We start from the raw sequence: 25,886 nt of genomic DNA on the forward strand, positions 1-25,886 counted from the left end.
TTCCGAATGATTAGCGCATTATACCTCAATCCGTTTCGGATTGGCGTGGAACGAATATTCAAGTAGTATTGACACGAATCTTACAAGGCATTAACAAAATTGCGCTGAAGGAGAGGTTGATGGAAAGCAAAGTAGTGGTTCCGGCAGAAGGTAAGAAAATTACTGTCGATGCTCAGGGTAAACTGGTCGTTCCGCATAATCCGATCATTCCCTTTATTGAAGGTGACGGCATTGGCGTTGATGTGACTCCGGCCATGATCAACGTGGTCGATGCTGCGGTGAAGAGAGCTTATAAAGGTGAGCGTAAAATCGCCTGGATGGAGATTTACACCGGTGAAAAATCAACGCATGTTTATGGTAAAGACGTCTGGTTGCCAGAAGAGACATTGGATCTGATTCGTGACTATCGCGTTGCGATTAAAGGCCCGTTGACCACGCCTGTGGGTGGCGGTATTCGCTCTTTAAACGTTGCTTTACGTCAACAACTCGACCTGTATGTGTGCCTGCGCCCAGTGCGTTATTACGAAGGGACACCAAGCCCGGTAAAACACCCTGAATTAACCAATATGGTGATTTTCCGCGAAAACGCAGAAGACATCTATGCGGGCATTGAATGGAAAGCGGGTTCACCAGAAGCTGAGAAAGTGATCAAGTTCCTGCGTGAAGAGATGGGCGTGAAGAAAATCCGCTTCCCTGAACAGTGCGGTATCGGTGTAAAACCTTGTTCAGAAGAGGGGACCAAGCGCTTGGTACGTGCTGCGATTGAGTATGCAATTACCAACGATCGTGAATCAGTCACTCTGGTTCATAAAGGCAACATTATGAAATTCACCGAAGGCGCATTTAAAGACTGGGGTTACCAGTTAGCGCGCGAAGAGTTTGGTGGTGAGCTGATCGACGGCGGCCCTTGGGTTAAAATCAAAAACCCAAACAACGGCAAAGAGATCATCGTGAAAGATGTGATTGCTGATGCCTTCCTGCAACAAATCCTACTGCGTCCTGCTGAATATGATGTTATCGCCTGTATGAACCTGAACGGCGATTATATTTCTGATGCATTGGCTGCACAGGTTGGCGGTATCGGCATTGCCCCGGGTGCTAACATTGGTGATGAGTGTGCCTTATTCGAAGCCACACACGGGACTGCACCAAAATATGCGGGTCAGGATAAAGTGAACCCAGGTTCTATTATTCTGTCAGCTGAAATGATGTTACGTCATATGGGCTGGTTCGAAGCGGCCGACTTGATTATCAAAGGCACCGAAGGCGCAATTCAGGCCAAGACTGTGACTTATGATTTCGAGCGCTTAATGGATGGCGCTAAACTGTTGAAATGTAGTGAATTTGGCGACGCCATTATTCAACACATGTAATTGCACTATTAGTGCAATATCTCACGGAGGCTTCGGCTTCCGTGATTTTTTAAATCCCGCCTAACTGCTCCTGCAAACTCCTGCAAAACCCCCTGCAAAATAGCCATTCTTCGCTGACTTAATATCCTGTGATTAGCAAAATTCCGAAAATTTTTAAGGTATTAGCGGTATGTCTCATGGTTTGGAACCACTCTCTGCTAGAGTATGCCCACTGATTATTATAGGAATAGTAATTAATGGGACGGATTTTAAGTATTTGTTTGCTGGCTTTAGCATTAAGTGCCTGCGATAGGGGCCATGCGCCTTTTGTCTTCACAGCAAACGTTGCAAGCTATTCGAATATATTCGGGTTTGACCCAATACAGGGGCCGGTGAAATCACTGACTCAAAAAATGCTAGATGCGAAGGGTGATACTTATTCTGACGTTCATGCAGAGATAAATGAGGATGGCTGCTTTACCGCCCTTCGGATACATACTCCCGATCAAGATGTCGATTTGGATTACGTAAAAGAGGGGAGTTATCTAATCGATAATAAAACTAAAGAAAAACAGCTCGTTTTAAATGATAAATGCAACATTACTCAAACCGCGAGTGGAAACGTTAAAGTCATAATTAATGACAAAGGATTCGTAACAGATGTTAAAATGTCCGAGTCTGGAGCGACAAAGAAACATTATGATTATGATGCTAGTGGGTTTCCTGTCGTAGATATTAGCTACGATAATGGCAAGATATTTAAAATAGTGACTGAATTAGATGCTAAAGGACAAAGCCCATTTAATTATAAAACGAAGATTTATGAAAATGATAAGCTGGTACTGTCAACTAAAAGAGCTTGTGAAACTGATTCACATGGGAATCCGACATCTTGCAAAATAGAGAGTATGGAGCCTGAAGGTAAAGTCATCGAGGTCTACACGGCCACATATAGTACAGAGTACTACTGATTGCGGCGTTTTAATTAATAAGTTTTAATTAAAATAGGATAGGCGGGAACTCTTCCCGCCATCTGATGTGAATACTTACGCGAAAGGAGGCTCTTTTCTCAGAATTTTATCTATGATATTTAGCACACCAGAATCATTATTTGAGTCAGTCTGATACTTGGCAATTCGTTTAATATTATCGGGTGCATTTGCCATGGCATAGCCAAAGCCCGCGTATTGCAACATTTCAACATCATTACCACCATCACCAAAGGTGACGACCTCCTCATCTTTTACCCCCCAAATATTTTGGAGTAATTTGATGCCATTGGCTTTGTGGACACCGGGTATTATCAGGTCGACAGAACCATGGCCGCTGGAGACTGGCGTGACAATACCTGCCAGTTCATATTCAATGAACGTCATAAAATCAGGCAACTTTTCATTGGGTAAACTGATCGCGAATTTAAATGCTGGTTCTGTGACTTGATTGAAATCATCAATAATTTTAAGTCGATGATAGTATTTACTCATGGTGGTATAGAACTCTTCATCTGAAGAACTCAGCATATACGCACCATTTTTTCCGCAAAGTATCACATCAAGATAGGGGATCGGCAGTAACGTTTTTAGCACATGATGACAGTCGTCACTGGCTATTTCGCCACAAAAAATCTCAGTATTTTCATTGCTGACATAGGCGCCATTCTCAGCAACAAAAGCGATTTCATTAACGATATCAGGGAAAAATGAAATTAGCTGATAATATTGATTGCCACTGGCAACAACAAATTTTATTCCATTTTCTTTTAATTGTGAATATTGTGCACTAAACCGTTGCCGATCAAAGCTCATTTGATCGTTGAGGAAGGTTCCATCCATATCAACAGCAATAATTTTGATGCTCATTTCATTTTCCTCTTTAGCATATTTTAAAATAGGGCTGATAGAAAATATTCACACGTAACTTATCTAAAAAAAAGCTAGCATAATTTTGCTAGCCGGTAAAATTACCTACTCAGTTACATTCTAATCTTCAAATTTAATATTCAAAACATTGCGTTGGCTAACTCTGCTGCTGCTGATACCTTTAGCCTGAGAGTCCAGAGGGTAGTCGAGGGGATAAGTTGACATTCTATAGTGACCTTTCTCTGGTTAAATGTGTTTGAGTGATTAATTTGAAAACACTTCATAAAAGACTTAAATTAAGTTATAAAATATAATGCTGCGGCAAGAAGTGTCAAGCACAATCTTGACTGGTGAGCAGGTTTATCACCAGAGGTTGAAGGGCGGCGATATTCAGTGGCGAGTGCAAACTTGCAGTGTATTTTTTGAATAGTGATATTTCTGTCTTAGACTGATTTACCCGATGGCAGAAGCCTCTGAGTGTTAAATCTTAAATATGCGGAAGTTATTGTAAGCATCAAGGGTGTATTCTGATATTCCATTATGGTAATCAGATTTTATGCTATCGCGATAAACAAAGTGAGGAATGTGTTTGCTATCAAATGTTTTTAATAACTCAGCAGAGAGATCTTCGATACAATTCTGGCTGATCAGCTCCCCAGATATGGCTATAGTGGCAGGATTAATTATTGCAATCAAAGATGACGTAATATGGGTTAGTCTATCTAACACCAAGGTGTGCTGATATTTTATATTGGTGCTATTTTCAGCGCTATTATAAAATGGCAATTTAGATACTTCACCTGCAAATTGGCTGGCACCTCTAAGCATTTCCCCTGAAATAACAATACCACAACCAGTACAATGCCTTGGTGGCATGTAAATGTAAGCAATAGGTTCATTTATATTACGGCAGTTAATCCGATAGAAGCCAAATGCCGTATAATTCATATCATTACCTACCTGAACAAAAATACCAAAGCGGGCACTTAATTGTTCGGTTATTGCTAATCCCTCTAGGTTAGTTATATCGCAGGAAAGTACGCTTCCACCAACAACAATACCGGGTAACCCAAGCCCTACGGCTCGGATGTTACTATGCTTATCAGCAACATTCTGAATGTGCGTTATCAATGCATCCACAGTGAGATTACTGTAGATCTCATCATATTCTGCAATGGTCTTATTATCAGCAGAGATTAGGCGAGAGGATATAACACCTGAGGTATTGGTTCCCTCGATATAAATGCTTAATAGGCTAAAATAGTTCGAATTATATATATAACGTTTTGCTGGGCGGCCACCGCGTGATTCATCAAGAGACTCCTCAATAATTTCTCCCTTTGAACAGAGTTCATTCAAAATAGTGCCGCATGTCGCCAGACTGAGTCCAGTGTGGTTAGATATATCGCCTTTGGTTGCTGACACCAGTGATTTTAGTGTACTTGTAACCAGCATAATATTTTTTTGTTTCATCTGTCTGGTGGTATTCATCGGAATAGTTGTCATTTTTTCACCAATGGTTCAGCAGAAATGAATATAACATGTTAGTATTTATGAAGAAATCACTATCATTGTATTTGTTGTTAGCCTTCGCGTACTTATTTCACCCGTTTGACTACTGATATTTCTAATTTAGGCTGGACAGATAATACATAAAATTCAATTAAGCCTGTAGGGGTAATGACCCACCTACAGGCTTTCAGTGGCAGAGAGTATTAGCCTGCCGACTCTTGCTTATATAGCTCTTTTGGCGCTGTTTTGGCTATTTCGGGTTCGGTAAATAGAGTATCTTGCGATATGACTTCTATCGGTGCAGCAGTAACCTCGCGGGCGCGTTTGCGTAAACTGAACCAACCGGCAATAAGTAACAGGGTTATCACGGGAATAGTGGCGATAGTCCAGGTGCCATTTGGATAGTCGAAAGCCATCATCACTAAAACACCGAGCAGGAAACAGAGTGTCAACCAAGATGTTACTGGAGCGCCGGGCATTTTAAAGGAGACCGGTTTAGCTGTACCCTGTTTTATTGCCTGGCGTAATTTCATCTGGCAGATAATGATAAATGCCCATGAGCTGATAATACCCAATGAGGCGATGTTCAAAACAATTTCAAATACTTGTGATGGAACAAGATAGTTTAATAATACGCCAAAGACATAAATTCCTACAGTAACGAGTATCCCGGCATAGGGGACAGATTGCGGGCTCATTTTGGACATGAATTTAGGTGCCGAACCGCCCATGGATAGTGAGCGCAAAATACGGCCAGTAGAGTAAAGGCCTGAGTTCAAACTGGAGAGTGCAGCTGTTAACACCACAATATTCATGATGCTACCAATATAGGGGACACCTAAATTACTGAAAAAGGTTACAAAAGGACTTTGCCCCGCCTGGTAGGCATTCCATGGTAGCAAACAGACCAACAGCACTACGGAGCCAACATAAAATAGACCGATGCGCCAAATGACACTATTAATAGCCTTTGGCAGCATTTTTTCCGGGTCCTTGCACTCACCAGCGGCAGTACCGATCAATTCAATCCCCGCGAAAGCGAATATCACTCCTTGGATCAATATCAGCGCTGGTAATAACCCGTGCGGAAAGAGTCCGCCATTATCGGTGATGAGATGCACACCAGTTGGGTGCCCTGCAACACTCTGCCCAGTCCCAAGGAAGACTACCCCCACGACCAAAAATATTGCAATAGCCGCGACTTTGATCAGCGCGAACCAAAACTCCATTTCGGCAAACCACTTCACACCAATCATATTCATGGTCGCGACAATTGATAACGCGGCGAGTGCAAATAACCATTGGGGAACATCAGAGAATGTCCCCCAATAGTGCATATAGAGTGCTACAGCAGTAATATCGACGATCCCGGTCATTGCCCAATTGAGGAAATACATCCACCCCGCGACATAGGACGCCTTTTCGCCTAAAAACTCTCTGGCATAAGAAACAAAGCTACCACTGGAAGGGCGATGTAAGATTAATTCGCCGAGAGCTCTGAGAATTAAAAATGAGAAAACCCCGCACACAAGATAAACCAACGCTAGCGCCGGACCCGCCATTTGCAAGCGGGCACCAGTACCCAAAAACAATCCGGTACCAATAGAACCGCCGATAGCTATCATCTGTATATGACGTCGCCCCATACTTTTGTGGTAGCCAGTATCATGAGAATCTAACCAGCGTTTCTTTGCGGCGTGATGAGTCTCCGCGGAGTATTTTCCTGACATCATAGACTTTCCCTATTTTCTTGTCTGTCGTGCAATCATCGTGAATGTATTACAGCAACTGATTGCTAAAGGTTAATGCATAAATAGCGTCTTAGCGCCTTCCGTTATTATGGTTTTTATTGCTGTCATGGGATTTCTGGAGGGGCATGCTATCGTTTCTATCGTGATGAGGCAAAAAATATTCACTTATAACTTATTTTTGTTGTGCTATTAGCAGAGTCAGTAATTTAAAATTAATGATTAATTTATATACAATAAGAGTGTTTTTCAGGCATTAAATTCACCCCGCCTATTGGTTAAATTCCATACAGTTTGTAGCTCATTGTTTAATATATTAAAATTTAATCATTGCTTACCTTAGGTATAAATTAAGCATACATTGATTAAAAATCAACTATTCTCATGCTTAGTTTGTATTGCGGGATTATTTAACGACACTAAATTGCAATTTATCTTATTGCTATTAATAATGAGCTATCATTGTTTTTTATTTTCCCGCTTTAACTTATAATTTATTTTTATGCAGTGCCGCTAATATTCTCAATTGTATTGAACAGGCTGCTAGATTGTTGTAATTAAATCTGTTTTGCCAATAAGTTTGGGGGCGGATATTTTTATGTGAGTGACCTTGATTACTTACTGAGCATAAACCGGCATGTTTTTAGTCAGTATGGGATCTGGCACACAATTTGTTGAAAATGATATTGCATTCCGTATCCATCAATAGGGATACGCGCAGCGCAGTAGAAGTGATTATTGCCAAAATTTTATGGAGGAGTGTTACTGCTAAAGCAGGCAAAACTAAAATAGAAGTGTACCACTGCAAGCGGGTACATTTTTGAAAATCATACCAGACAAAACCCTCACCCTTCGGATTATTTAATTACAAAACGCCAAGTTAAGTTAATTATAATAAACTTGACGATATCTTCTCAAAAATAGAAATCCTAACCACTGAGGTTGTTTTTTTATTTTTAATCGAGTGGTAGTTTGATTGCATATTTTACATTTCAACAAAATGGTTGGTATGTAATGTCGATAATTTATTTTTTAGTGCCACTCTGGTTGATGTTTTTATAAGAAAAATCAATCGGATGAATATTAACAGCTTTAAGCATTAGATAAGCCATCTTCCGTTCCTTAGGTGCTACCCAACTGTAGGTCTAAAATGAAAAAAACAGATCAGGATACCGCTCTTTCATCCGCCGATAAAATTGATGTGGCGGATAGGTCCGCAACCAAGAAATTTATTTCAACTATCAATGAAATGAATATAAATACCATGCCAATGGCACTGTTTATGACTATTTCGGCCATTGTGTTTATTTCAGCTTACGCCAGCTATTTGCCGAAAAATATGATTGGTGGCCTGGCTGTTATCATGACGATGGGCTTTGTTTTATCACACATTGGCCGCCATATTCCCGTACTGAAAGATATTGGTGGCCCGGCTATTTTATGCTTAATGGTGCCGTCGGTTCTGGTTTACTTTGGTATTTTCCAAACCAATACGTTGGACACTGTCCACTTGCTGATGAAAGAGGCAAATTTACTCTATTTCGTGATAGCCAGCCTGGTGGTCGGTAGTATTCTCGGTATGAACCGCGTGGTACTTATTCAAGGGATGACACGAATGTTTATCCCGTTGGTGGTGGGCACGATAACCGCAGTGGCTACCGGTTTGCTGGTTGGTAAATTATTTGGTTTTACCGCTTACCACACTTTCTTCTTTATTATTGTCCCCATCATCGGTGGCGGTATTGGCGAAGGTATTTTGCCATTATCGTTGGCGTATTCAGCCATCCTTGGGCAGTCTCCCGATATTTATGTGGCTCAACTTGCCCCTGCGGCGGTAGTTGGCAATATTTTTGCGATTATTTGTGCGGGGGTATTAGCACGTATTGGTATGCGCCGCAAAGATCTCAATGGCGAGGGGATGCTAATTCGTTCGGCAAAGGACAATGCCGTATTTACTTCGCAAGAGGGGCCAAAACAAGCAGACTTCCAATTAATGGGCGGAGGGTTGTTGATGACCTGCGCTTTCTTTATTGTTGGCGGTCTGTTTGAGCATATCGTGCATATTCCTGGCCCTGTACTGATGATCTTGATTGCGGTGATGTGTAAATACGCACAGGTTATTCCATCGAAAATGGAGCAGGGTGCGCATAGTTGGTACAAATTTGTCTCTACCACACTGGTGTGGCCGCTGATGATTGGTCTGGGAATGCTATATGTCCCATTGGAAAGTGTTGTCGCGGTATTCTCTGTCGGCTATGTGGTGGTCTGTGGTGCCGTGGTGCTATCAATGGCGGCAATCAGTTTTATTATCGCCCCGTATTTAAATATGTATCCGGTTGAAGCTTCCATCGTCACTAGCTGTCACAGTGGATTAGGGGGGACGGGGGATGTTGCAATTTTGTCCGCCTCTAATCGAATGTCATTGATGCCTTTTGCTCAGATAGCAACCCGTATTGGTGGCGCATCTACCGTGATTGGTGCCACGCTGTTATTAGGCTGGATTATGTAACGCCCCAATTGGCACCGGCGCAACAAGCGGTATCCCTTATCGGGTGCCGCTTGTTTTCGGGGGCTTAGGCGCACTTGGTTGTGGGTAATGCTGCTATTGGCAATACTGTTTTAAGACTTCTTGCTGGCTGGGTAATCGCTTGTAGAGATAGACGGGGCGTCCGGTCGCTCCATAAAGAACCTTAGTGCTGAGGACTTCGGTATCTGAAAGATAAATCAGATATTTGCGGCAAGAAACCCGCGAAATACCAATGGCGTTCGCCATCTGCTCAGTTGAGAACTCCCCCTCCTGCATTTCCTGAATCCATTCACATACCGTGCGCAGTGTCTGTACAGTCAGCCCTTTTGGTAACTTTTTTCGCTCGGTAGGGGTCAGGTTACTGCGCCGCAGTAATGAGTCCACATCTTCTTGAGCGCAATATTCACGTTGATCCAGCAAGCTCTTTTTTTCACGATAAATGGAGAGCGCCTCTTCAAAACGTGAGAACTGGAAGGGCTTAATTAAGTAATCGACAACCCCATATTGCAGTGCTTTTTTTATGGTATTCACATCGGTGGCTGATGAAATCACAATCACATCTGTATGTGCGCTGAATTCACGCAGCACTGGCAATAAATCCAACCCATTGTCTTGGCGCATAAAAACATCCAATAACACGAGATCAATTGGCTGTTCCGCTGCCATTAAGTACTCTCTGGCTTGCTGTAAGCTGGAAACTGAACCGTAGCAGTTGAAACCGGCTACCTGGTTGAGATAACACTTATTCAGTTCAGCCACCATGGCGTCATCATCCACTATTAATACATTAATCATGATTTACCGCGCTGATGTTGTTTGAAGAGATATCGCTAGAAGTCATATTGTTATTAGGTGTCATATTATTAAGGGTAGTGTCGTAGGGGAGGCTGATAAAGAACTGTGTAAAAATGCCCGCTTCAGAGTCAAATTCAATATTGCCGCCAATGCTCTCTAAACTCTGGCGTACCAGGCTCAAACCGATGCCGTGTTCATTTCCTTTGGTGGAGAAGCCATTATCAAAAATACGATCTTGCAGTTCAGCTGATATGCCCGGCCCATCATCGCTGACCACACAATGCACTCGGCCATGTTGATAATGGAAGCTGACATTGATCTCACGTTGGCCCTGGTTGCCAATGGCCTCCATAGCATTCTCAATCAAATTGCCTAATACCGTGATTAAGGTGGTGGTCACTTGTTCATTATCTGTATCCGGTAATAAGCTATCGTCGCTAATAGATAATGTGATGCCTAAATCCCGCGCCCGGTTAATTTTCCCTAACAGAAAACCAGCAATAACCGGTGATTTTACTTTGCGTAGTAGAGAGCCGATTTCCGCCTGATAATTATTCGATGTTTTAACGATATAATCTTCGAGTTGCTGATAATATTTCATATGTAGTAGGCCGAGGATCACATGGAGTTTATTCATAAATTCATGTGACTGCGCGCGTAAAGCATCAGCGTAATGCACCATGCCGGTCAGGCGTTGCATTAGTTGGCTCACTTCAGTTTTATCGCGGAAGGTGGCAATGGCGCCGATAATATTACCCTTCACCATCACCGGGACAGTATTGGTCAGCAGTATGCTGCCATTAAAGTTTATCTCTTCGTCACGGCGGGCGATGCCAGTTTCCAAGACCTGTTGTAAATACAAGCGCACCGGCCAATATTGACTGGCATGGCTCAATAACAAATTCTCCATCGGGCCACTTTGCTTAAATAGGCGTTTGGCTTCATGGTTAACCACGGTAATACGTGAGTCGGCATCAACAGCAATGACCCCCTCCTTAATTGATTGCAGCATGGCGTTACGCTGCTCAAACAAATTAGATATCTCGTATGGCTCAAAGCCCAACATAATTCGCTTTAGTGCTTTAACCAAAAACCAGGTTCCCAGCGAACCAATCAATGCGCCAAATAAAATGGTCCACGGAATCGTCCAGCGAGTTTCACTCACCACCGAATCAATGCTGGTCAGGGAAATACCAATCGCCACCACGCCTATTTGTTCTCCCTGTGGCTTATAAATAGGGATAAAAATACGCAATGCTTGTGCCAGTACACCACGATTTATCGCGCTGTGCTCTTTACCCTGCAATGCGGGAAGCAGATCATTGCCGATAAAGTGTTGACCGATCATTTCAGGATTGGGATGTGAATAACGGATACCTTTCATATCAGTAATAACGATGAATAGCAGATCATTGGCTCTCTGCACTTCGCTGGTATAGGCCTGGATCTGCTGTCCGGCCACCGGGTTTGTTAAGCCGTTAATGATGGTGGGTGAGTAAGAGATGGCCCGTGCAACGGCGACGGCTTTGTTTTGCAAACTCTCTTGAGCCATCTGGCTGAGCTGAATAAAGAACAGTGTGTGAACCACGAATAGCACAGAGATAATTACCGCAGAGACCATCAGGGTAATTGAGGTGCTGAGCCGTAGCGGCACTTTTTGTTTTCCTGCCGATGTTGCGTTGTTCATGTCATGCTCCAGAGACACCGGCCTGCGTGATTCTCAGACGTCCAGATTGATGAAATGGGTGTGTGACCAAAAGCCGTAAGCCCAATCAGCGGGCTGACAAAGTTGCCTTATAGTTTACGCTGTTTAGTTATTAGGATGCTAAGACTTGGGATTACTTTAGCTACATAACGATTTATATAGTTATTCAAATTTCACCCTTTACGACTTGGATATCACAACCGAGGGCTATGTGCGATCTACCCAGCTTCGGTCACGACAACCATGGGGGGCGTTGAATTCGGCAACCCAAATCAGTCTCAGTTGGTGACGTTCAATCGCTAGCACGACCACTGCTTGTTTAGTTAGCCTGCTTGCCGATAATTTGATGGTAATTACTGTGATTATACACGGTGGTAAAAGTGTTTTTGTCACTTTTTAGCGCTAATTGGCTAATTTTGTTGATAAATGAGGTAATGAAAAACATAACATTATAAATGTTAAATCATGTGATTCTGTGGCTTATTCCATGTATCGGGAAGGGCAATCAATTATCTGTATTAATTTGATTCATCTGGCAGCATTAAATATTGCGATAGGTGCTGTTTCATTTTTATTAATATTAGTGATTAACAGCAAACTTGAACCCTTTGTTGCGCTGTTATATCGGATTATTGCTAGCTAACATGGTAATCTGCTGTTTGTAATTAAATACACAGTCGTCAATTTTTTTATTCCTCCTCGTTAATGTCATGATTCTGAAACAGTCTCGATGTTTTTTCCTCGGCTCGGTAACAATCAAATTATTGAAAACAAGTGATATACAGCTTTCTTAAGCTAGGATATCTTACGCTAAGAATTTCATGATTTTTTGATAAAGCTAAGGCTCAAGCAAGCTTCAATTGATTATTACCATCTCCTATTAATTTAAACGAAGGAACTATTTCTGCTGTTTAAAATAAGTTAAAGAGACCAAGAAAGACATAAGAGTAAACAGAAGTTAAACGAGAGATAAATAATATGCCTACAGATGATAGCAAGAAAGGAATTATCGACTATGTATCAACCGGACATCTGCCGGATCCCGATACGGTTGTGAAACTGGTGCAAGAAGCCCATCAACGTTTTGGCACAGATACCGAAGGCGTGGTTTCAACAGTTTACCCTGCATTGGAGCGTATTCCACCGAATCTCTTTGGTGTATGCATGGTCGGCACTAACGGTAAAGTGCATTCGGCCGGTGATGTAGACTATGAATTTACCATTATGAGCGTCTCTAAACCCTTTGTTTTTGCGCTAGTTTGTCAGGCTATTGGGGCAAAAGTTGCGCGCGAAAAATTGGGCGTGAACAGCACGGGGATGGCATTTAACTCGGTCACTGCGATTGAACGCGCAGCGGATGGGCGCACAAACCCAATGGTGAACTCCGGTGCCATTGCCACCACAAGTTTAGTGCCGGGTGCGACCAGTGATGAGCAGTGGAAATTCATTTATGACGGTTTATGCCGCTTTGCTGGGCGCGAACTGACACTGAATGAAGAGGTGTATCAATCGGCCTGTGAAACCAACTTCCGCAATCGTGGTATCGCCAATGTATTACAGGGCTATGGGCGTTTGGGCTGTGATCCGCTGATTGCCACCGACTTATATACCCGCCAATGTTCACTGAATGTCAGCGCCCGTGATCTTGCGGTGATGGGTGCAACACTGGCTGATGGCGGTGTTAACCCACTGACCCGTGAGCGGGTGGTGGATAACGATGTGTGCCATTATGCATTAGCGGTCATGGTAACGGCAGGGCTGTACGAAACCTCCGGTGACTGGTTGTATGACATTGGTCTGCCCGGTAAAAGCGGCATTGGTGGCGGGATTGTGACAGTGTCACCTGGAAAGGGTGGTTTGGGGACCTTCGCCCCATTACTGGATGCTGCGGGGAATAGTGTCAAAGGGCAACTGGCAGCCCGATTCTTATCACGTCGTCTTGGGATGGACATGTTTGTTTCTGAACCTTACACCGAAAAGGGTTGAGTCCAGAGATCTGGGCATTGCGCTGAAAATCGTTTGTTTTAACAACTAAGCGGTTTCAACCGCCGAGTGGTTCTGAAAACAAGAATACATGTCAAAAGGATAGAGAAATTTATGGCGAATCAATCAACTCACCGCGCAGGTGCGGAAGTTAAAGAGTCCTGGGTGCCGATGATAACCATCGCATTAGCTCAGATTTTAATGTCATTCAACGTTGCCTCTCTGCCGGTCGCCTTGGGGGGAATGGTCAAAAGTTTTAATGTGCCACCCACGACAATTGCGACCGCTATCGTGATGTACTCACTGTCAGTTGCCGGTTTCGTTATGTTGGGTGCCAAACTCAATCAGCGTTTTGGGCCATTGGTGGTGTTCCGCAGCACTGTTCTGTTGTTCGGCATCGCACAGGTCATGATGACATTCAGCCCGAATGTTACTGTGATGATCAGTGCGCAGGCACTTAGTGGTCTGGCGGGTGCGGCCTTGGTGCCAGCATTGGTGGCGCTGATTGCTGAAAACTACCGTGGTACGCAACAGGCTACCGCGCTCGGCGCTTTGGGTTCTGCCCGTGCCGGTGCCGGTGTAGCGGCGTTTCTGATTGGCGGTATTCTCGGGACTTATATTGGCTGGCGTCCGGCGTTTGGTATTTTGATTGTGTTGTCGGCAGTCATCTTTGTACTGAGCTTCCGCTTGAAAGCGGATAAGGGCCGTCCAGAAGTGGGCATCGATATCATCGGTGTGGTTCTCGCCGCTTCGGCCATTATTTTGCTGTCATTCGGCTTCAATAACCTGAACCGCTGGGGTTTCGGTTTAGTGCGTGACGGTGCGCCATTTGATCTGCTGGGCTTCTCACCTGCGCCATTTATGATTGTACTGGGTATCGTGTTGGGTCAGGCGTTTGTGGTCTGGACACGTCGTCGCCAGGAGCAAGGTAAGACGCCGTTACTGGCACTGGAAGTGATTACTTCATCCACCGAGAAAGCCGCCGTGTTTGCCATGTTCGCCGTGGTGGCACTGGAAGCGATGTTGAACTTCTCTGTTCCGCTGTACATTCAAATCGTACAGGGCAGTACCCCAATGGCAACGGCGATCGCTATGATGCCGTTTAACTTGTCGGTGTTCTTCTCGGCGATGCTGATTGTCCGCTTCTACAAGAGACTGACGCCACGTAAAATTGGCCGTTATGGTTTTATCACTTGTACCATCGCCCTGTTGTGGCTGGCATTTGTGGTGCGAAATAACTGGAGTGAGTTCGCCGTTCTGATAGGTCTGGTGATCTTCGGCCTTGCTCAGGGGGCGCTGGTTACCTTGCTGTTCAACGTGTTGGTCAGTGCATCACCTAAAGCACTGGCAGGCGATGTGGGTTCACTGCGCGGCACCACCAACAACCTGGCTAACGCCATCGGTACGGCGGTTGCCGGTGCTTTGCTGGTGGGCCTATTAAGTGCCAACGTGATGCGCGGTGTGGCTGAAACGCCAATTCTGACGCCAGAGATTCAGGCTCAGGTCAATATGGATAGCATCAACTTCGTCAGTAATGACCGCCTGCAAGGGGTGTTAGCACAGACCACCGCAACCCCTGAACAGGTTGCAGAAGCGGTGCGCGTCAACGAAGAAGCACGATTACGGGCGCTGAAATTTGGCTTACTGATCATGGCGTTGCTATCGCTGTTGGCTATTTTCCCTGCCGGTCGCTTACCTGACTATCTACCGGGTGAATTGCCTGCGGATAATCTGGACCCCAAAGCCGGTAAGTAAGTGGCGATATTGTTAGAAAAAGTATTCTAAAAAAGAGTGACGGTGGGCGATGAGGATTGCCGCTGTCACTCTCCTTTCTGGTCAGAACTTCATCCCACCGCTAATCACCTGCGTTCTGTAACGTCACCACGGTAATGGACGAGAACTGTAAATGTTATTCGGTTAAACCGTGCGGAACCACCAGATTTCCCCGGAAAACTTGTGGATTGACATGGTTACCCGCCCGGGCATCAATCAGATCGACAACTTTTCTGGCCAGTGTTTCCAACGAATACTCTATGGCGGGTACTGCCGGAACCCCCGGTAATTGCACCGAACCATCCAGGCTGAAAACCATCACTTTATCCGGCACGGTGCGCTTGAAGAGATGCAGCAGCGCAATCGCTTTTTGGGCTTCAATTTCATCCATCACCAGCAGGGCATTAAACTGCACGCCATTGTTCAACAGTGTCTGTAGTGCCTCGGAAGAGGAGAGAACACTCCCCATCACCAGACTGCGATTATAGGGGATCAGATAATTTTCTAGCGCCCGCTGATAACCCAGTAGTGTCTGCTCCGCCACAGTTCCCGAAGCATGGTTTAGCAGCGCGATATGCCGACGGCCCTGACTGACCAGATAGTGGCAGGCGGTCTCTGCCGCGAATGAGTGGTCGAATAAAATGCTGTTAGGGGTCGAGGATTCAAGGCAATCAATCATGATGGTCTTGTCATCGGGTGGCGGCAGCGGAAAGCGCGCGCCGATGATGATAATGGCATCACACAGACCATTGGCAAGCTCAGTGACGGCGTTGGTGACCCCGACACTGTTGTCCGCAAAGCGCAGTAATAGGTGCTTTTGATGCTGACTAAACTGTTTTTCCAGAGCAAACAGATAACTGGTTGTTTGCTGAATGTGTTCAGTGGCACAAATCACCCCAATGCAGCCCGTTGACTGTGCGGTCAGAAATTGCGCGATCACATTCGGTTTATAGTTAAGAATTTCAACTGCTTTCATGACTGCCAGACGGCTCTCTTCCTTGACCCCGCGCGACCCGCTCAACACCCGAGACACAGTGGCTTTAGATACGTTGGCTAACCGCGATACATCATTAATAGTCGACATAACTTCACTCCACTTTATCTGATCAATGGCCAGAGGGCCTTATCAGTTCCTTTTATCCTTGGTTCCAATCCAACGCCACCCATTCTATACCCTGATTGCCTTTGCGGAAACCGTTGTTAGCAGAGAGTATCCAGTAAAACCTTGATTCCTGCTTAGCTTTTTGTGATGTCTTTCACAACTGCATATCTTTCAGTAAGTAAATATTTGAGCGCGCTCTCATATCTCTGTCGTTTGGATGGAAACCGGTTTCCATTTTGTTTCCAATGAGGCTCAATATGACAACATGGCAAGATGACAGTGAGGCTGTAGGTAATGAAAAAAATAATGTTGTGCTGCTCTGCGGGGATGTCCACCAGTATGCTGGTGAAAAAAATGCTGGCTGAGGCGGCAACCCGTGGAGTTGAGGTTCAAATTGATGCTTTTGGTGCCAGCGAGTTCAATGAGCAATTCAGCCGTTATCAGGTTGTGCTGCTAGGGCCGCAGGTGAAATACATGCAACGGGATTTAGCTGCGATAGCTGAGCCGTTGGGGATCCCGGTGATGACCATCGACATGATGGATTACGGCATGCAACGCGGTGATAAGGTCCTCGACTTCGCCTTATCTCTTATTAATGCAGTGAAATAAAAGGTATCTGCAATGAGTTCTCTTTACCAAACAATGGTTGGGATGATAGAGCAAACCATCACGCCGCTGGCCGGGCGATTAGGGCAACAAAAGTACATTATCGCGATCCGCGACGGTTTTACCTCGGCGCTGCCGTTTATGATCATCGGCTCGTTTATGCTGGTCTTTATCTTCCCGCCATTTTCGGCTGATACCAGTTGGGCTTTTGCGCGTGCATGGCTGAATTTCTCCAGTACCTATCGCAATCAGCTGATGTTGCCTTTCAATCTCAGCATGGGGGTGATGACCTTCTTTATCTCTGTTGGGATTGGCGCAAGTCTGGGGCGGCAATATAAGCTCGACCCCATCATGACGGGCCTGCTGGCATTGATGTCATTCTTGCTGGTGGCGGCACCTTACGCCGATGGCCATATTTCAACTCAATACTTCTCCGGCCAGGGGATTTTTACCGCCATCGTGACTGCGGTCTACTCCACTGAACTGTATGCATTTTTAAAGCGCCACAATATCACCATTCGTTTACCAAAAGAGGTGCCGACCGGTGTTGCGCGCTCCTTTGAGATCCTGATCCCCGTGGTGGCCGTGGTCGCGACTCTGCACCCGCTGAACTTATTTATCGAATCATCCACCGGAATGATTATTCCTGAAGCGATCATGCATCTGTTAGCACCTCTGGTTTCAGCTTCAGATTCGTTGCCAGCTATTTTGCTGTCAGTATTGCTCTGCCAAATATTGTGGTTTGCGGGTATTCATGGTGCCCTGATTGTCACTGGTATTATGAACCCGTTCTGGATGACCAATCTGGCACTGAATCAGGCGGCATTAGCCGCGGGCGCACCGCTGCCCCATATCTACCTGCAAGGCTTTTGGGACCACTACTTATTGATTGGTGGTGTTGGCTCTACGCTACCGCTGGCCTTCCTGTTACTGCGCAGCAAAGCTATTCACTTGCGAACTATTGGCAAGATGGGGATTGTGCCGAGCTTCTTTAATATCAACGAGCCGATTCTCTTTGGTGCACCGATCATCATGAACCCGGTGTTCTTCCTGCCCTTTATCTTTGTTCCGATGATCAATGCCACATTGGCTTATATCGCCACCAAGTTGGGCTGGATCGCACAAGTTGTCTCATTAACACCATGGACCACACCTGCACCTATTGGTGCCTCTTGGGCCGCAAATTGGGCCTTTAGCCCGGTGGTGATGTGTTTGTTATGTATGCTGTTCTCTGCGGTGATGTACTACCCATTCCTCAAGGCTTATGAGCGCAGTCTGCTGAAAGCTGACGAAGAAAAAGAGCAACAACAGAGCTTTGCTGAAGCAGCTGAAACTCGCTAGATCCTAATTTGATTCGTGTTACGGAGAGTATAATGAAGTATCAATTTCCACGTGATTTCTGGTGGGGCAGCGCCAGTTCCGCCCCGCAAACTGAAGGCGAAAGTCTGAGTGGTGGCAAAAGTGCGACTGTCTGGGACACCTGGTATGTCAAGCAGCCAGGGCGCTTTCATCAGCAAATTGGCCCGCAGCAGACGTCGACGTTTTATCAGCACTGGCAGCAAGATATCGCCCTGCTGAAACAGCTAAATCACAATAGTTTTCGCACCTCAATTTCCTGGGCGCGCTTGATGCCCAAGGGGCGGGGTGAAGTCAATCCAGAGGCGGTGGATTTCTACAATGGGGTGATTGACCAATTGCTGGCGCAGGGGATAACCCCGTTTATCAATCTGTTCCACTTTGATATGCCGACGGTGATGCAAGAACAGGGGGGGTGGGAAAGTCGCTATGTGGTTGACTCCTATGCAGAATATGCTGACACCTGCTTCCGTCTCTTTGGCGATCGGGTGCAACACTGGTTTACTTTCAATGAGCCTATCGTGCCGGTTGAAGGTGGTTATCTGTACGATTTTCATTACCCCAATGTCGTCGATTTCAAGCGCGCGGCCACTGTGGCCTATCACACCGTACTGGCCCATGCTTTAGCGGTAAAAAAATACCGTCAGCGCGAATTAGGTGGTGAAATCGGTATTATTTTAAATCTGACGCCATCCTACCCTCGCTCCGAGAATCCGGCGGATGTTAAAGCGGCCAACATTGCAGATTTGCTGTTTAACCGCAGTTTTCTCGACCCGGTATTACGTGGCGAATATCCGGCAGAACTTGTCGCTTTACTGAAAGATTACGATCAATTACCTGATTGCCAGCCCGGTGACAGTGCATTAATCGTAGAAGGGAAAGTCGATCTGCTCGGCATTAATTATTATCAGCCGCGTAGAATAAAATGTCGGGATAGCCGGGTTAACCCTGATGCACCATTTATGCCGGAATGGTTATTTGATTACTATCAGATGCCGGGGTGCAAAATGAATCCGCATCGAGGTTGGGAAATTTATGAACCCGGTATTTACGATATTCTGACTAACTTGCGTGAAAATTATGATAATCCACGCTGCTTTATTTCAGAAAATGGCATGGGCGTTGAAAACGAACAGCGCTTTAGCCAGCACGGGCAGATTAATGATGACTATCGTATTGAGTTTGTCTCTGAACATTTAAAATGGGTTCACCGCGCATTAGCCGAAGGGAGTCACTGCCTGGGCTATCATATGTGGACATTTATTGATAACTGGTCATGGTGTAATGCTTACAAAAACCGCTATGGTTTTGTGCAGTTAGATTTGAAAACCCAACAGCGCATAGTGAAGAAGAGTGGTGAATGGTTCGCGGCAACCGCTAATAACCAAGGTTTTGATGAGGTAGAGAAAAATGATTGATCTTGAAGAGGCGGTCATGGAGATCATCGTCAATGCCGGTCAAGCCAGAAGCTTATGCTTTGAAGCCCTGCGCGCCGCGCGGGAAGGGGATTTCACCCAGGCTCATACCCTGTTAGCGGAGTCTGATGGGTTCACCAAAGCGGCGCATCGTATGCAGACCAAGCTGATTGAACAAGATGCAGGTGAAGCCAAAACGCCGATGACACTTATTATGGTCCATGCGCAGGATCACTTAATGACATCACTATTAGCCCGTGCGTTAAGCAATGAAATAGTATTACTGTATCAGCGAGTATAATTAACGCGCCATAATTAGCTGTCTCAAATAAAAATAGATATTAACTATTTCGCAGAGGTCAAATATGAATATTTAACCATGGCGGGTCATTTGCCAATTAATGCTTCTGGGTATAACAATAAATAAATTATTAACTCTTTAAAATCGAGTGGCAGAGTGTTGCCTATAGATTATGAAAGTATCCTTTACTTCACATTATCCTAAATAGAGATGGTCAATATGAATAAGTTTATACTGGTTGGACTTACCAGTCTTTTATCATTGCCTGCGTTAGCTGAAGTGACCTGGGAAACCCCTCAAGGGAATCTTAAGTTATATGGTGATGTTGAAATTAATATGGACGCGGCCAGTAAGAGCGGACAACTCACCTCATTACGTACCAGTGCAAATAAAGACTGGAAAGCAGGTAGCCGGGAGCAATGGGATATTAATGGACGAATTCTGATTGGCCTGGATGGTTATCGCCGCCTGAATAATGGCAACTTTGCGGGCTTTACCGTGCAGCCATTAGCTGACGTTGGCGGCAGCATGAACCTTGATGATGCGGCATTCTTCTTTGGCCATGAAAAAGACTGGAAAGTTAAAGTCGGCCGCTTTGAAGCTTACGATATGTTCCCACTGAATCAGGATACTTTTGTCCAGCACTCAGGGAACACCGCGAATGACTTATATAGTGACGGCTATGGCTACATCTATATGATGAAAGAGGGGCGTGGGCGCAGCAATAATGGCGGCAACTTCTTGGTAAGCAAATATCTGGGTAACTGGTATTTTGAAGTTAACACCATCTTAAAAGATGGTACTTCACTATTTGCCAATAGTACTTACCATGGCAATACGCTGGAAAACGAAAAAAATGTGGCTTATGTTCGCCCGGTTATTTCGTGGAAACAAGAGAGCCTCTCTGCGGCCATCGCCATGGAAAGTAACGTCATTAGCAATGCCTATGGCTACCGGGATGACCAGGGAGAGTGGCAGGATCAGTCTAAACGTAATGGTTATGGTGCCACCTTCACCTTTAATAATCAGGATAAAGACCCCGAAAATGGTATTGTGGCAAACTTGAGTTCGGCTTATATGGATGCAACCAATGAGAAGAACTTCAGTGCCGGTGCTAATATCTTATGGCGAAACTTTGAAATTGGTTATATCTACGCACATAACGACATTGAATATTTCAACAGTGCGAATGCTGGCGTGATAACTTCCGGGATATTAACCTCACCAGACAAATATGATGTGCACACAATTCATACCTCATATAAAATTGCCAATATTATGGATATGAATAACTTTAATTTATACCTTGGTGCCTACTGGTCTAAATTGGAAGTTGCTGAAAATAATAAAGTGGTGAATGGCGAAAACGATGATCGTTATGGCGTTCGTGCCAGATTTAAGTATTTCTTCTGATTTAATACCAGTGACTGGATAATAAATATTATTAATTAACTACTTAACTCGGATTATATATTTACTGAAATAAGCGCCTGTCTGCGGATTTAGGTCACTTTCACCTGTGGTATTTCCGCAGCAGGCGAGTTTTTTCTGCTTATCAATCACAGCTAAAATCGCAGCTAAGCCGCCTGAGATAGGCCAAGAGACTGGCTAGAAAAGCGTGTTTCCCTAGCCCATAATTGCGGGGTGCTCCGCATTTCTAAACAAAACTTCAAGAGACTAAATATTTTTTGATACGGATCAAGACACATTTCCTTTGTTTAGTGTTAATGTTAATAAATCTCATTATCACTCCATGTGCGTTACTCAATTATGCGAATTTGGTACAAAATTATTCTACTTTGCTGCTGCTGGTGGCTTTCAGGTTCATTAGCGTGGGCCGCTGTGGATTACCAGCAACTGGTCAATGATATCCAATCCCGCCTTGATAAAACGTCTCAGCTCTATCAACAACAGAACAGTAATGAAGCCCGCACCACGGTGCAGATGGCGTATTTTGAACTATTTGAAAACCTAGAGGGGCCGATTCGCATCAATATCTCTGCCCAAAAGAGTTATCAGATGGAAGCGGCTTTTGGTGAAATCCGCCGCATGATTGGCGAGGGGCGGCCGCAAGCTGAGGTTGATAATAAAATCAACTGGCTTAAAAGTGAGCTGGCAGGGGTACTGCCCGTCCTGACTGATGGTCATAAGCTTACTGCTGAACAACAACATGCGGCATATGAAAACAGTGACATTGCGGTGTACTGGCAGCAGAGCTTCAAAATTATCGATGATTTATTGGCGCAGGCTATCAGTGAGTATCAGGCCGGCAATTTCGCCGCCGCCAGCCAGAGTGTGCAACAGGCGCACTATCAGGGCTTTAAAAACTCTGAAATGGAGATGTCAGTGCGGGGCAATCGTTCCGCACAAGACGCCGCCGCGATTAACCAACAATTCACTGCATTAATCGATTTAACCAGCAAACCTGACCAAATGACGGAGGTCGCTTATCGCGTCACGGGTTTGTTGCAAACCATTGAAGAGATACTGCCGGGGTTACCCACCACCCGGGAGCAGCAGCAAGTCAGCGCCGATCAACCCATTGTCGGGCAATCCTCTGCGGCAGGTGCTAATACTGATGAACAGGCCAATGCTGATTGGGCTGCGGTTTCCGACAAAATAAATCAGGCCATTACAGCTGCTATCGGCCAGTACCAAAAGGGGCAGACCGCACCTGCCATGCTGGCGGTACAGGACACCTATTTTGATCTGTTTGAAGCCAGTGGTATGGAGAACAAAGTTGGTTCACGTGATGCGGCGTTTAAATCAACACTAGAAGGCCACTTCACCCGCCTGGTTAGCCTGATGAAAGCGGGGCAGCCGGCCGAACAGTTGCAAGCTGAAGCAGTGGCCTTGCAAAACGATCTCTCCAGCGCGGTCGTGATGTTAGGTGGCGGGGATGAAACCAACTGGAGCCTGTTTATCTACAGCCTGCTGATCATTGTCCGCGAGGGTCTGGAAGCCTTGCTGATTGTGGCGGCTATCGTCGCTTATCTGGTCAAAAACAACCATCAGGACAAACTGCCGCTGATTCGCCAATCAGTCGTAGTGGCATTAATTGCCAGTGTACTCACCGCCTTTGTCTTCCAGTGGCTCTTTGCCAATTCAGGGCAAAGCCGCGAGTTGCTGGAGGGCTTCACCATGATGATCGCCGTGGTGATGCTGTTCTCCATGAGCTATTGGCTGCTATCCAAAACAGAAGCACGCCAATGGAAAGCCTATCTCGAAGGGAAGTTCTCCAAATCACTCAGTAGCGGCTCAATGATAGGGTTATGGCTAACCAGCTTCCTGGCGGTGTACCGCGAAGGGGCCGAAACCGTGCTGTTCTATCTGGCCTTGATGGGCGATGCCAGTACCACCAGTGGCCACTTGTCGATTCTGGTGGGTTTTGGTGTCGGCTCCGTTTTCCTGCTGGTAGCTTATTTGGTCATGCGCTTTACCGTGGTCAAATTGCCGCTTAAGCCCTTCTTTATGTTTACCGGTGGCTTTATGTATCTGATGGCGTTTGTCTTCGCCGGTAAGAGTGTCCTTGAGCTGATTGAGGGTAAATTATTTGAGCCGACCCTGCTACCGGGCGTGCCTGAAATTAGTTGGTTGGGGATCTATCCATACCTGGAGACGTTGATTCCCCAAGGGATATTACTGATTGCTGCACTGATTGCCCTTTGGGTAATGCAACGGCGCGGTCATGCTATCCCAGCATAATGGTCCGGCATGATGCCGGTGTGAATTACGACAATGTACTTATCATTTGATACCAGAGGGTGTGCTACATGACCATGAAGAAAACGATTATTGCCAGCAGCATCATTGCCAGCATTTTTGCAGCACCGGCTGCTTTTGCCTTTAAAGAGTATCCAGCTGGCGAACCTATCAAAATTAATGATATGGAAATTGCGGCGGTCTACTTACAGCCGATTGATATGGAACCTCGCGGCATGGGCTTGCCAGCCGCGAAAGCCGACATCCATCTGGAAGCTGATATCCATGCAACTGAAGGCAATAAAAATGGTTTCGGTGCTGGCGAATGGATGCCCTACCTGACTATCGCTTACACCTTGGTGAATACTGACACAGGCGCTAAACAAGAAGGCACCTTTATGCCAATGGTTGCCAGCGATGGCCCACACTACGGCGCTAACATCAAAATGATGGGGGTGGGTAACTATAAAGTGACCTATCACATTAGCGAGCCATCCAAAGCCGGTTTACATCGCCATACAGATAGCGAAACAGGTGTTGGTCGTTGGTGGAAGCCGTTTGATGTGAGCTATGACTTTAAATATACCGGCTTGAATTGATAGTAATGGTCGCGATGACTAATGAGTGATCGCGGCTTTTTTTATTGATATAGAGCGGTCAGGCAATTGTTGCTATCAGCACCTATAAGTGCTGATCAGTGATAACTGGCAGGTGTTGTGATCTCCTTGCCCAAGGTGTGTGCTAATGAGTTATTTTTTTGTTTCCGTGCTACAAGCCTTTTTGCCCGTGGCCTTGCTACTGGGGTTAAGTTGGGTGATTCGTCCCGCCCCTGCATTGAGTCGGGTGGTATGGATAACAATACTTATGGCTATAGTCGGGATATGGGCCGGTACTCATTACCCTAAATCGCAGCAGTTGCAGTTAGCACTGGCGGGGATTCAACTGCTCGCGCTGTTGTTACTCTTATTCAGTCAATTCACTCCCCGCCGCTCATTAGGCTACTTCTGGCAGGCAGTTCTGGTATTCGGCGCAGCACTCAATTGGGGAAATAACCCTAATTTGGGGGCGTTTACCAACATCCATGTTATCAACACTGACCTGCTTCTCAATCTGGCGGCTATTATCGTCGCATTCGCTTGGGTAATTTTCTGTGCAGTATTATTGCTGATGATGATTCGGCAACTGCCACGCTGCCGCTGGCCGCTGTTGCTGCTATTAACACTGCTACTCATTTTGCCGTTGAGTGGCGATGCTATCCTGCTACTGATGAAGTTGCAGGTGTTGCCGTTAACCAAATCACTGCTCAGTTATGTTGCTTTGGTGACTAACGGACATGCCTGGCTCAGCTATATTTGTGCGCTGCTACTGGCATTGACGACCCTCTGTTATCTGCTGCCGCTGCGCCATGCTCGCCAGATGGTCAGTGAAAATTCAGAGCCGATTGCTCAACGTAAAGCTTTGGCAGCTTACCGCAATGTGCGCAGAATTTTTGTGTTGGCTTTATTGGCATGGATTGTGGTGACGGGCGCGCAACTCTATTGGGACAAAGTGGCTTCTCAGCCGCCACAACTCTCCGAAGCCTTACCCGTCACGCTAGCCGCAGATGGCTTAGTCCATATTCCGGTAGAGCAGGTGCGGGACGGCAAGTTGCACCGTTTTGTTTGGGTCGCTGATGATGGCAAAGCCGTACGTTTCTTCATTATTAACCGCTATCCCGACCGTTTGCGCCTTAGTGTGGTCTTTGATGCCTGCCTGTTATGTGGTGACCAAGGCTACGTGATGGAGGGTAATCAGGTTATTTGTGTTGCTTGCGCGGTGCATATTTTCATTCCTTCTATTGGCAAAGCGGGGGGATGCAATCCGATTCCGCTGGAAGAGTGGCGAAGTGATGATAAAGAGCTGGTGATCCCCAAAGCCTCTCTGGAGGCCGGGGTCAATTACTTCACCACGGTTGTGACATTAGATGTCATTGATCCGGTTGATAAAACGCACCTGACTAACCAAAAAGCCGAATTTAAGTACAGTTATGGCGATAAAACCTACTTCTTCTCATCAGAGGCGAATTACAACCGTTTCCGCGATAGTCCAGAACAATTTGTCACCCCGGTTATCAGCAGTGAAGAGAGTGATACTCAGGAGAACCCATAATT

The 25,886-nt window shown here is 45.6% G+C and carries 19 protein-coding genes; 13 read left to right on the top strand and 6 right to left on the bottom strand.

Features of this window, described 5'->3' with window-relative positions; genetic code table 11:
* Positions 1-119 precede the first annotated feature (119 nt).
* The gene (gene icd, locus FFE93_RS08800; protein WP_005273146.1) at positions 120-1,373 is read left to right on the top strand and encodes an NADP-dependent isocitrate dehydrogenase; all 1,254 of its coding nucleotides are present in this window, start codon (positions 120-122) and stop codon (positions 1,371-1,373) included.
* Between the two features lie 236 nt (positions 1,374-1,609).
* Positions 1,610-2,323, top strand: coding sequence for a YnfC family lipoprotein (locus tag FFE93_RS08805; RefSeq protein WP_138775046.1), 714 nt, complete (start codon positions 1,610-1,612; stop codon positions 2,321-2,323).
* 75 nt (positions 2,324-2,398) lie between these two features.
* On the opposite strand, the gene FFE93_RS08810 is transcribed toward FFE93_RS08805, so the two are convergent.
* The 3 genes from FFE93_RS08810 to ansP form a co-directional block, all read right to left on the bottom strand.
* Positions 2,399-3,211, bottom strand: a complete 813-nt coding sequence (locus FFE93_RS08810; protein ID WP_138775047.1) for a Cof-type HAD-IIB family hydrolase — start codon at positions 3,209-3,211, stop codon at positions 2,399-2,401.
* A 480-nt stretch (positions 3,212-3,691) separates the two neighbouring features.
* A complete protein-coding gene (locus FFE93_RS08815) occupies positions 3,692-4,717 on the bottom strand; it encodes an ROK family protein (RefSeq protein WP_032897423.1) in 1,026 nt (341 codons plus the stop codon).
* 209 nt (positions 4,718-4,926) lie between these two features.
* On the bottom strand, positions 4,927-6,456 hold the full coding sequence (gene ansP / locus FFE93_RS08820; RefSeq protein ID WP_186367701.1) for an L-asparagine permease: 1,530 nt from the start codon (positions 6,454-6,456) through the stop codon (positions 4,927-4,929).
* Positions 6,457-7,621: 1,165 nt separating this feature from the next.
* Here ansP and FFE93_RS08825 point away from each other — a divergent pair.
* Positions 7,622-8,980: a 2-hydroxycarboxylate transporter family protein gene (locus FFE93_RS08825; protein ID WP_138775048.1), complete on the top strand. Its 1,359-nt coding sequence runs from the start codon at positions 7,622-7,624 to the stop codon at positions 8,978-8,980.
* A 93-nt stretch (positions 8,981-9,073) separates the two neighbouring features.
* On the opposite strand, the gene dcuR is transcribed toward FFE93_RS08825, so the two are convergent.
* Together dcuR and FFE93_RS08835 are read right to left on the bottom strand one after the other, a co-directional pair.
* Positions 9,074-9,793: a two-component system response regulator DcuR gene (gene dcuR, locus FFE93_RS08830; RefSeq protein WP_032897428.1), complete on the bottom strand. Its 720-nt coding sequence runs from the start codon at positions 9,791-9,793 to the stop codon at positions 9,074-9,076.
* Positions 9,786-11,480 (bottom strand): sensor histidine kinase, encoded by a 1,695-nt coding sequence (locus FFE93_RS08835; protein ID WP_005273166.1) that lies wholly within the window; start codon positions 11,478-11,480, stop codon positions 9,786-9,788. The genes dcuR and FFE93_RS08835 overlap by 8 nt, the downstream gene beginning before the upstream one ends.
* A 996-nt stretch (positions 11,481-12,476) precedes the next feature.
* Here FFE93_RS08835 and glsA point away from each other — a divergent pair.
* Both glsA and FFE93_RS08845 read left to right on the top strand, forming a co-directional pair.
* The gene (gene glsA / locus FFE93_RS08840) at positions 12,477-13,484 is read left to right on the top strand and encodes a glutaminase A (RefSeq protein ID WP_005273174.1); all 1,008 of its coding nucleotides are present in this window, start codon (positions 12,477-12,479) and stop codon (positions 13,482-13,484) included.
* Positions 13,485-13,595: 111 nt separating this feature from the next.
* Positions 13,596-15,236, top strand: coding sequence for an MFS transporter (locus tag FFE93_RS08845; protein WP_049602478.1), 1,641 nt, complete (start codon positions 13,596-13,598; stop codon positions 15,234-15,236).
* A 154-nt stretch (positions 15,237-15,390) separates the two neighbouring features.
* Here the strand turns inward: FFE93_RS08845 and FFE93_RS08850 are convergent, their stop codons facing one another.
* On the bottom strand, positions 15,391-16,338 hold the full coding sequence (locus FFE93_RS08850; RefSeq protein WP_005271854.1) for a LacI family DNA-binding transcriptional regulator: 948 nt from the start codon (positions 16,336-16,338) through the stop codon (positions 15,391-15,393).
* A 312-nt stretch (positions 16,339-16,650) separates the two neighbouring features.
* Here FFE93_RS08850 and FFE93_RS08855 point away from each other — a divergent pair, with 312 nt between their 5' ends.
* The 8 genes from FFE93_RS08855 to FFE93_RS08890 all read left to right on the top strand — a co-directional run bounded on the left by FFE93_RS08855 (position 16,651) and on the right by FFE93_RS08890 (position 25,884).
* Complete coding sequence (locus FFE93_RS08855; protein WP_049602479.1) at positions 16,651-16,965, top strand: PTS sugar transporter subunit IIB; 315 nt, start codon at positions 16,651-16,653, stop codon at positions 16,963-16,965.
* 12 nt (positions 16,966-16,977) lie between these two features.
* A complete protein-coding gene (locus tag FFE93_RS08860) occupies positions 16,978-18,303 on the top strand; it encodes a PTS sugar transporter subunit IIC (protein ID WP_032896833.1) in 1,326 nt (441 codons plus the stop codon).
* 32 nt (positions 18,304-18,335) lie between these two features.
* Complete coding sequence (locus tag FFE93_RS08865) at positions 18,336-19,736, top strand: glycoside hydrolase family 1 protein (protein ID WP_049602480.1); 1,401 nt, start codon at positions 18,336-18,338, stop codon at positions 19,734-19,736.
* On the top strand, positions 19,729-20,034 hold the full coding sequence (locus tag FFE93_RS08870; RefSeq protein WP_032896835.1) for a PTS lactose/cellobiose transporter subunit IIA: 306 nt from the start codon (positions 19,729-19,731) through the stop codon (positions 20,032-20,034). The genes FFE93_RS08865 and FFE93_RS08870 overlap by 8 nt, the downstream gene beginning before the upstream one ends.
* Before the next feature lie 210 nt (positions 20,035-20,244).
* Positions 20,245-21,447, top strand: coding sequence for a carbohydrate porin (locus tag FFE93_RS08875; RefSeq protein ID WP_005271867.1), 1,203 nt, complete (start codon positions 20,245-20,247; stop codon positions 21,445-21,447).
* A gap of 357 nt (positions 21,448-21,804) precedes the next feature.
* On the top strand, positions 21,805-23,739 hold the full coding sequence (locus tag FFE93_RS08880) for an FTR1 family protein (protein ID WP_138775049.1): 1,935 nt from the start codon (positions 21,805-21,807) through the stop codon (positions 23,737-23,739).
* Between the two features lie 68 nt (positions 23,740-23,807).
* Complete coding sequence (locus tag FFE93_RS08885) at positions 23,808-24,335, top strand: iron transporter (RefSeq protein ID WP_004390794.1); 528 nt, start codon at positions 23,808-23,810, stop codon at positions 24,333-24,335.
* A gap of 145 nt (positions 24,336-24,480) precedes the next feature.
* Positions 24,481-25,884, top strand: a complete 1,404-nt coding sequence (locus FFE93_RS08890) for a Fe-S-containing protein (RefSeq protein WP_054871982.1) — start codon at positions 24,481-24,483, stop codon at positions 25,882-25,884.
* The last annotated feature ends 2 nt before the right edge of the window (positions 25,885-25,886 follow it).

The sequence above is a fragment of the Yersinia sp. KBS0713 genome (genome assembly GCF_005937895.2).
GTDB lineage: Bacteria > Pseudomonadota > Gammaproteobacteria > Enterobacterales > Enterobacteriaceae > Yersinia > Yersinia bercovieri.

What these genes read in the sequence shown, in the direction of transcription:
- FFE93_RS08825 (WP_138775048.1), top strand. Translation starts at nt 7,622, where the DNA reads ATGAAAAAAACAGATCAGGATACCGCTCTTTCATCCGCCGATAAAATT.
- FFE93_RS08850 (WP_005271854.1), bottom strand. Translation starts at nt 16,338, where the DNA reads ATGTCGACTATTAATGATGTATCGCGGTTAGCCAACGTATCTAAAGCC.
- dcuR (WP_032897428.1), bottom strand. Translation starts at nt 9,793, where the DNA reads ATGATTAATGTATTAATAGTGGATGATGACGCCATGGTGGCTGAACTG.
- FFE93_RS08855 (WP_049602479.1), top strand. Translation starts at nt 16,651, where the DNA reads ATGAAAAAAATAATGTTGTGCTGCTCTGCGGGGATGTCCACCAGTATG.
- FFE93_RS08810 (WP_138775047.1), bottom strand. Translation starts at nt 3,211, where the DNA reads ATGAGCATCAAAATTATTGCTGTTGATATGGATGGAACCTTCCTCAAC.
- FFE93_RS08815 (WP_032897423.1), bottom strand. Translation starts at nt 4,717, where the DNA reads ATGACAACTATTCCGATGAATACCACCAGACAGATGAAACAAAAAAAT.
- icd (WP_005273146.1), top strand. Translation starts at nt 120, where the DNA reads ATGGAAAGCAAAGTAGTGGTTCCGGCAGAAGGTAAGAAAATTACTGTC.
- FFE93_RS08885 (WP_004390794.1), top strand. Translation starts at nt 23,808, where the DNA reads ATGACCATGAAGAAAACGATTATTGCCAGCAGCATCATTGCCAGCATT.
- FFE93_RS08805 (WP_138775046.1), top strand. Translation starts at nt 1,610, where the DNA reads ATGGGACGGATTTTAAGTATTTGTTTGCTGGCTTTAGCATTAAGTGCC.
- FFE93_RS08845 (WP_049602478.1), top strand. Translation starts at nt 13,596, where the DNA reads ATGGCGAATCAATCAACTCACCGCGCAGGTGCGGAAGTTAAAGAGTCC.
- FFE93_RS08890 (WP_054871982.1), top strand. Translation starts at nt 24,481, where the DNA reads ATGAGTTATTTTTTTGTTTCCGTGCTACAAGCCTTTTTGCCCGTGGCC.
- ansP (WP_186367701.1), bottom strand. Translation starts at nt 6,456, where the DNA reads ATGATGTCAGGAAAATACTCCGCGGAGACTCATCACGCCGCAAAGAAA.
- FFE93_RS08865 (WP_049602480.1), top strand. Translation starts at nt 18,336, where the DNA reads ATGAAGTATCAATTTCCACGTGATTTCTGGTGGGGCAGCGCCAGTTCC.
- FFE93_RS08880 (WP_138775049.1), top strand. Translation starts at nt 21,805, where the DNA reads ATGCGAATTTGGTACAAAATTATTCTACTTTGCTGCTGCTGGTGGCTT.
- glsA (WP_005273174.1), top strand. Translation starts at nt 12,477, where the DNA reads ATGCCTACAGATGATAGCAAGAAAGGAATTATCGACTATGTATCAACC.
- FFE93_RS08860 (WP_032896833.1), top strand. Translation starts at nt 16,978, where the DNA reads ATGAGTTCTCTTTACCAAACAATGGTTGGGATGATAGAGCAAACCATC.
- FFE93_RS08870 (WP_032896835.1), top strand. Translation starts at nt 19,729, where the DNA reads ATGATTGATCTTGAAGAGGCGGTCATGGAGATCATCGTCAATGCCGGT.
- FFE93_RS08835 (WP_005273166.1), bottom strand. Translation starts at nt 11,480, where the DNA reads ATGAACAACGCAACATCGGCAGGAAAACAAAAAGTGCCGCTACGGCTC.
- FFE93_RS08875 (WP_005271867.1), top strand. Translation starts at nt 20,245, where the DNA reads ATGGTCAATATGAATAAGTTTATACTGGTTGGACTTACCAGTCTTTTA.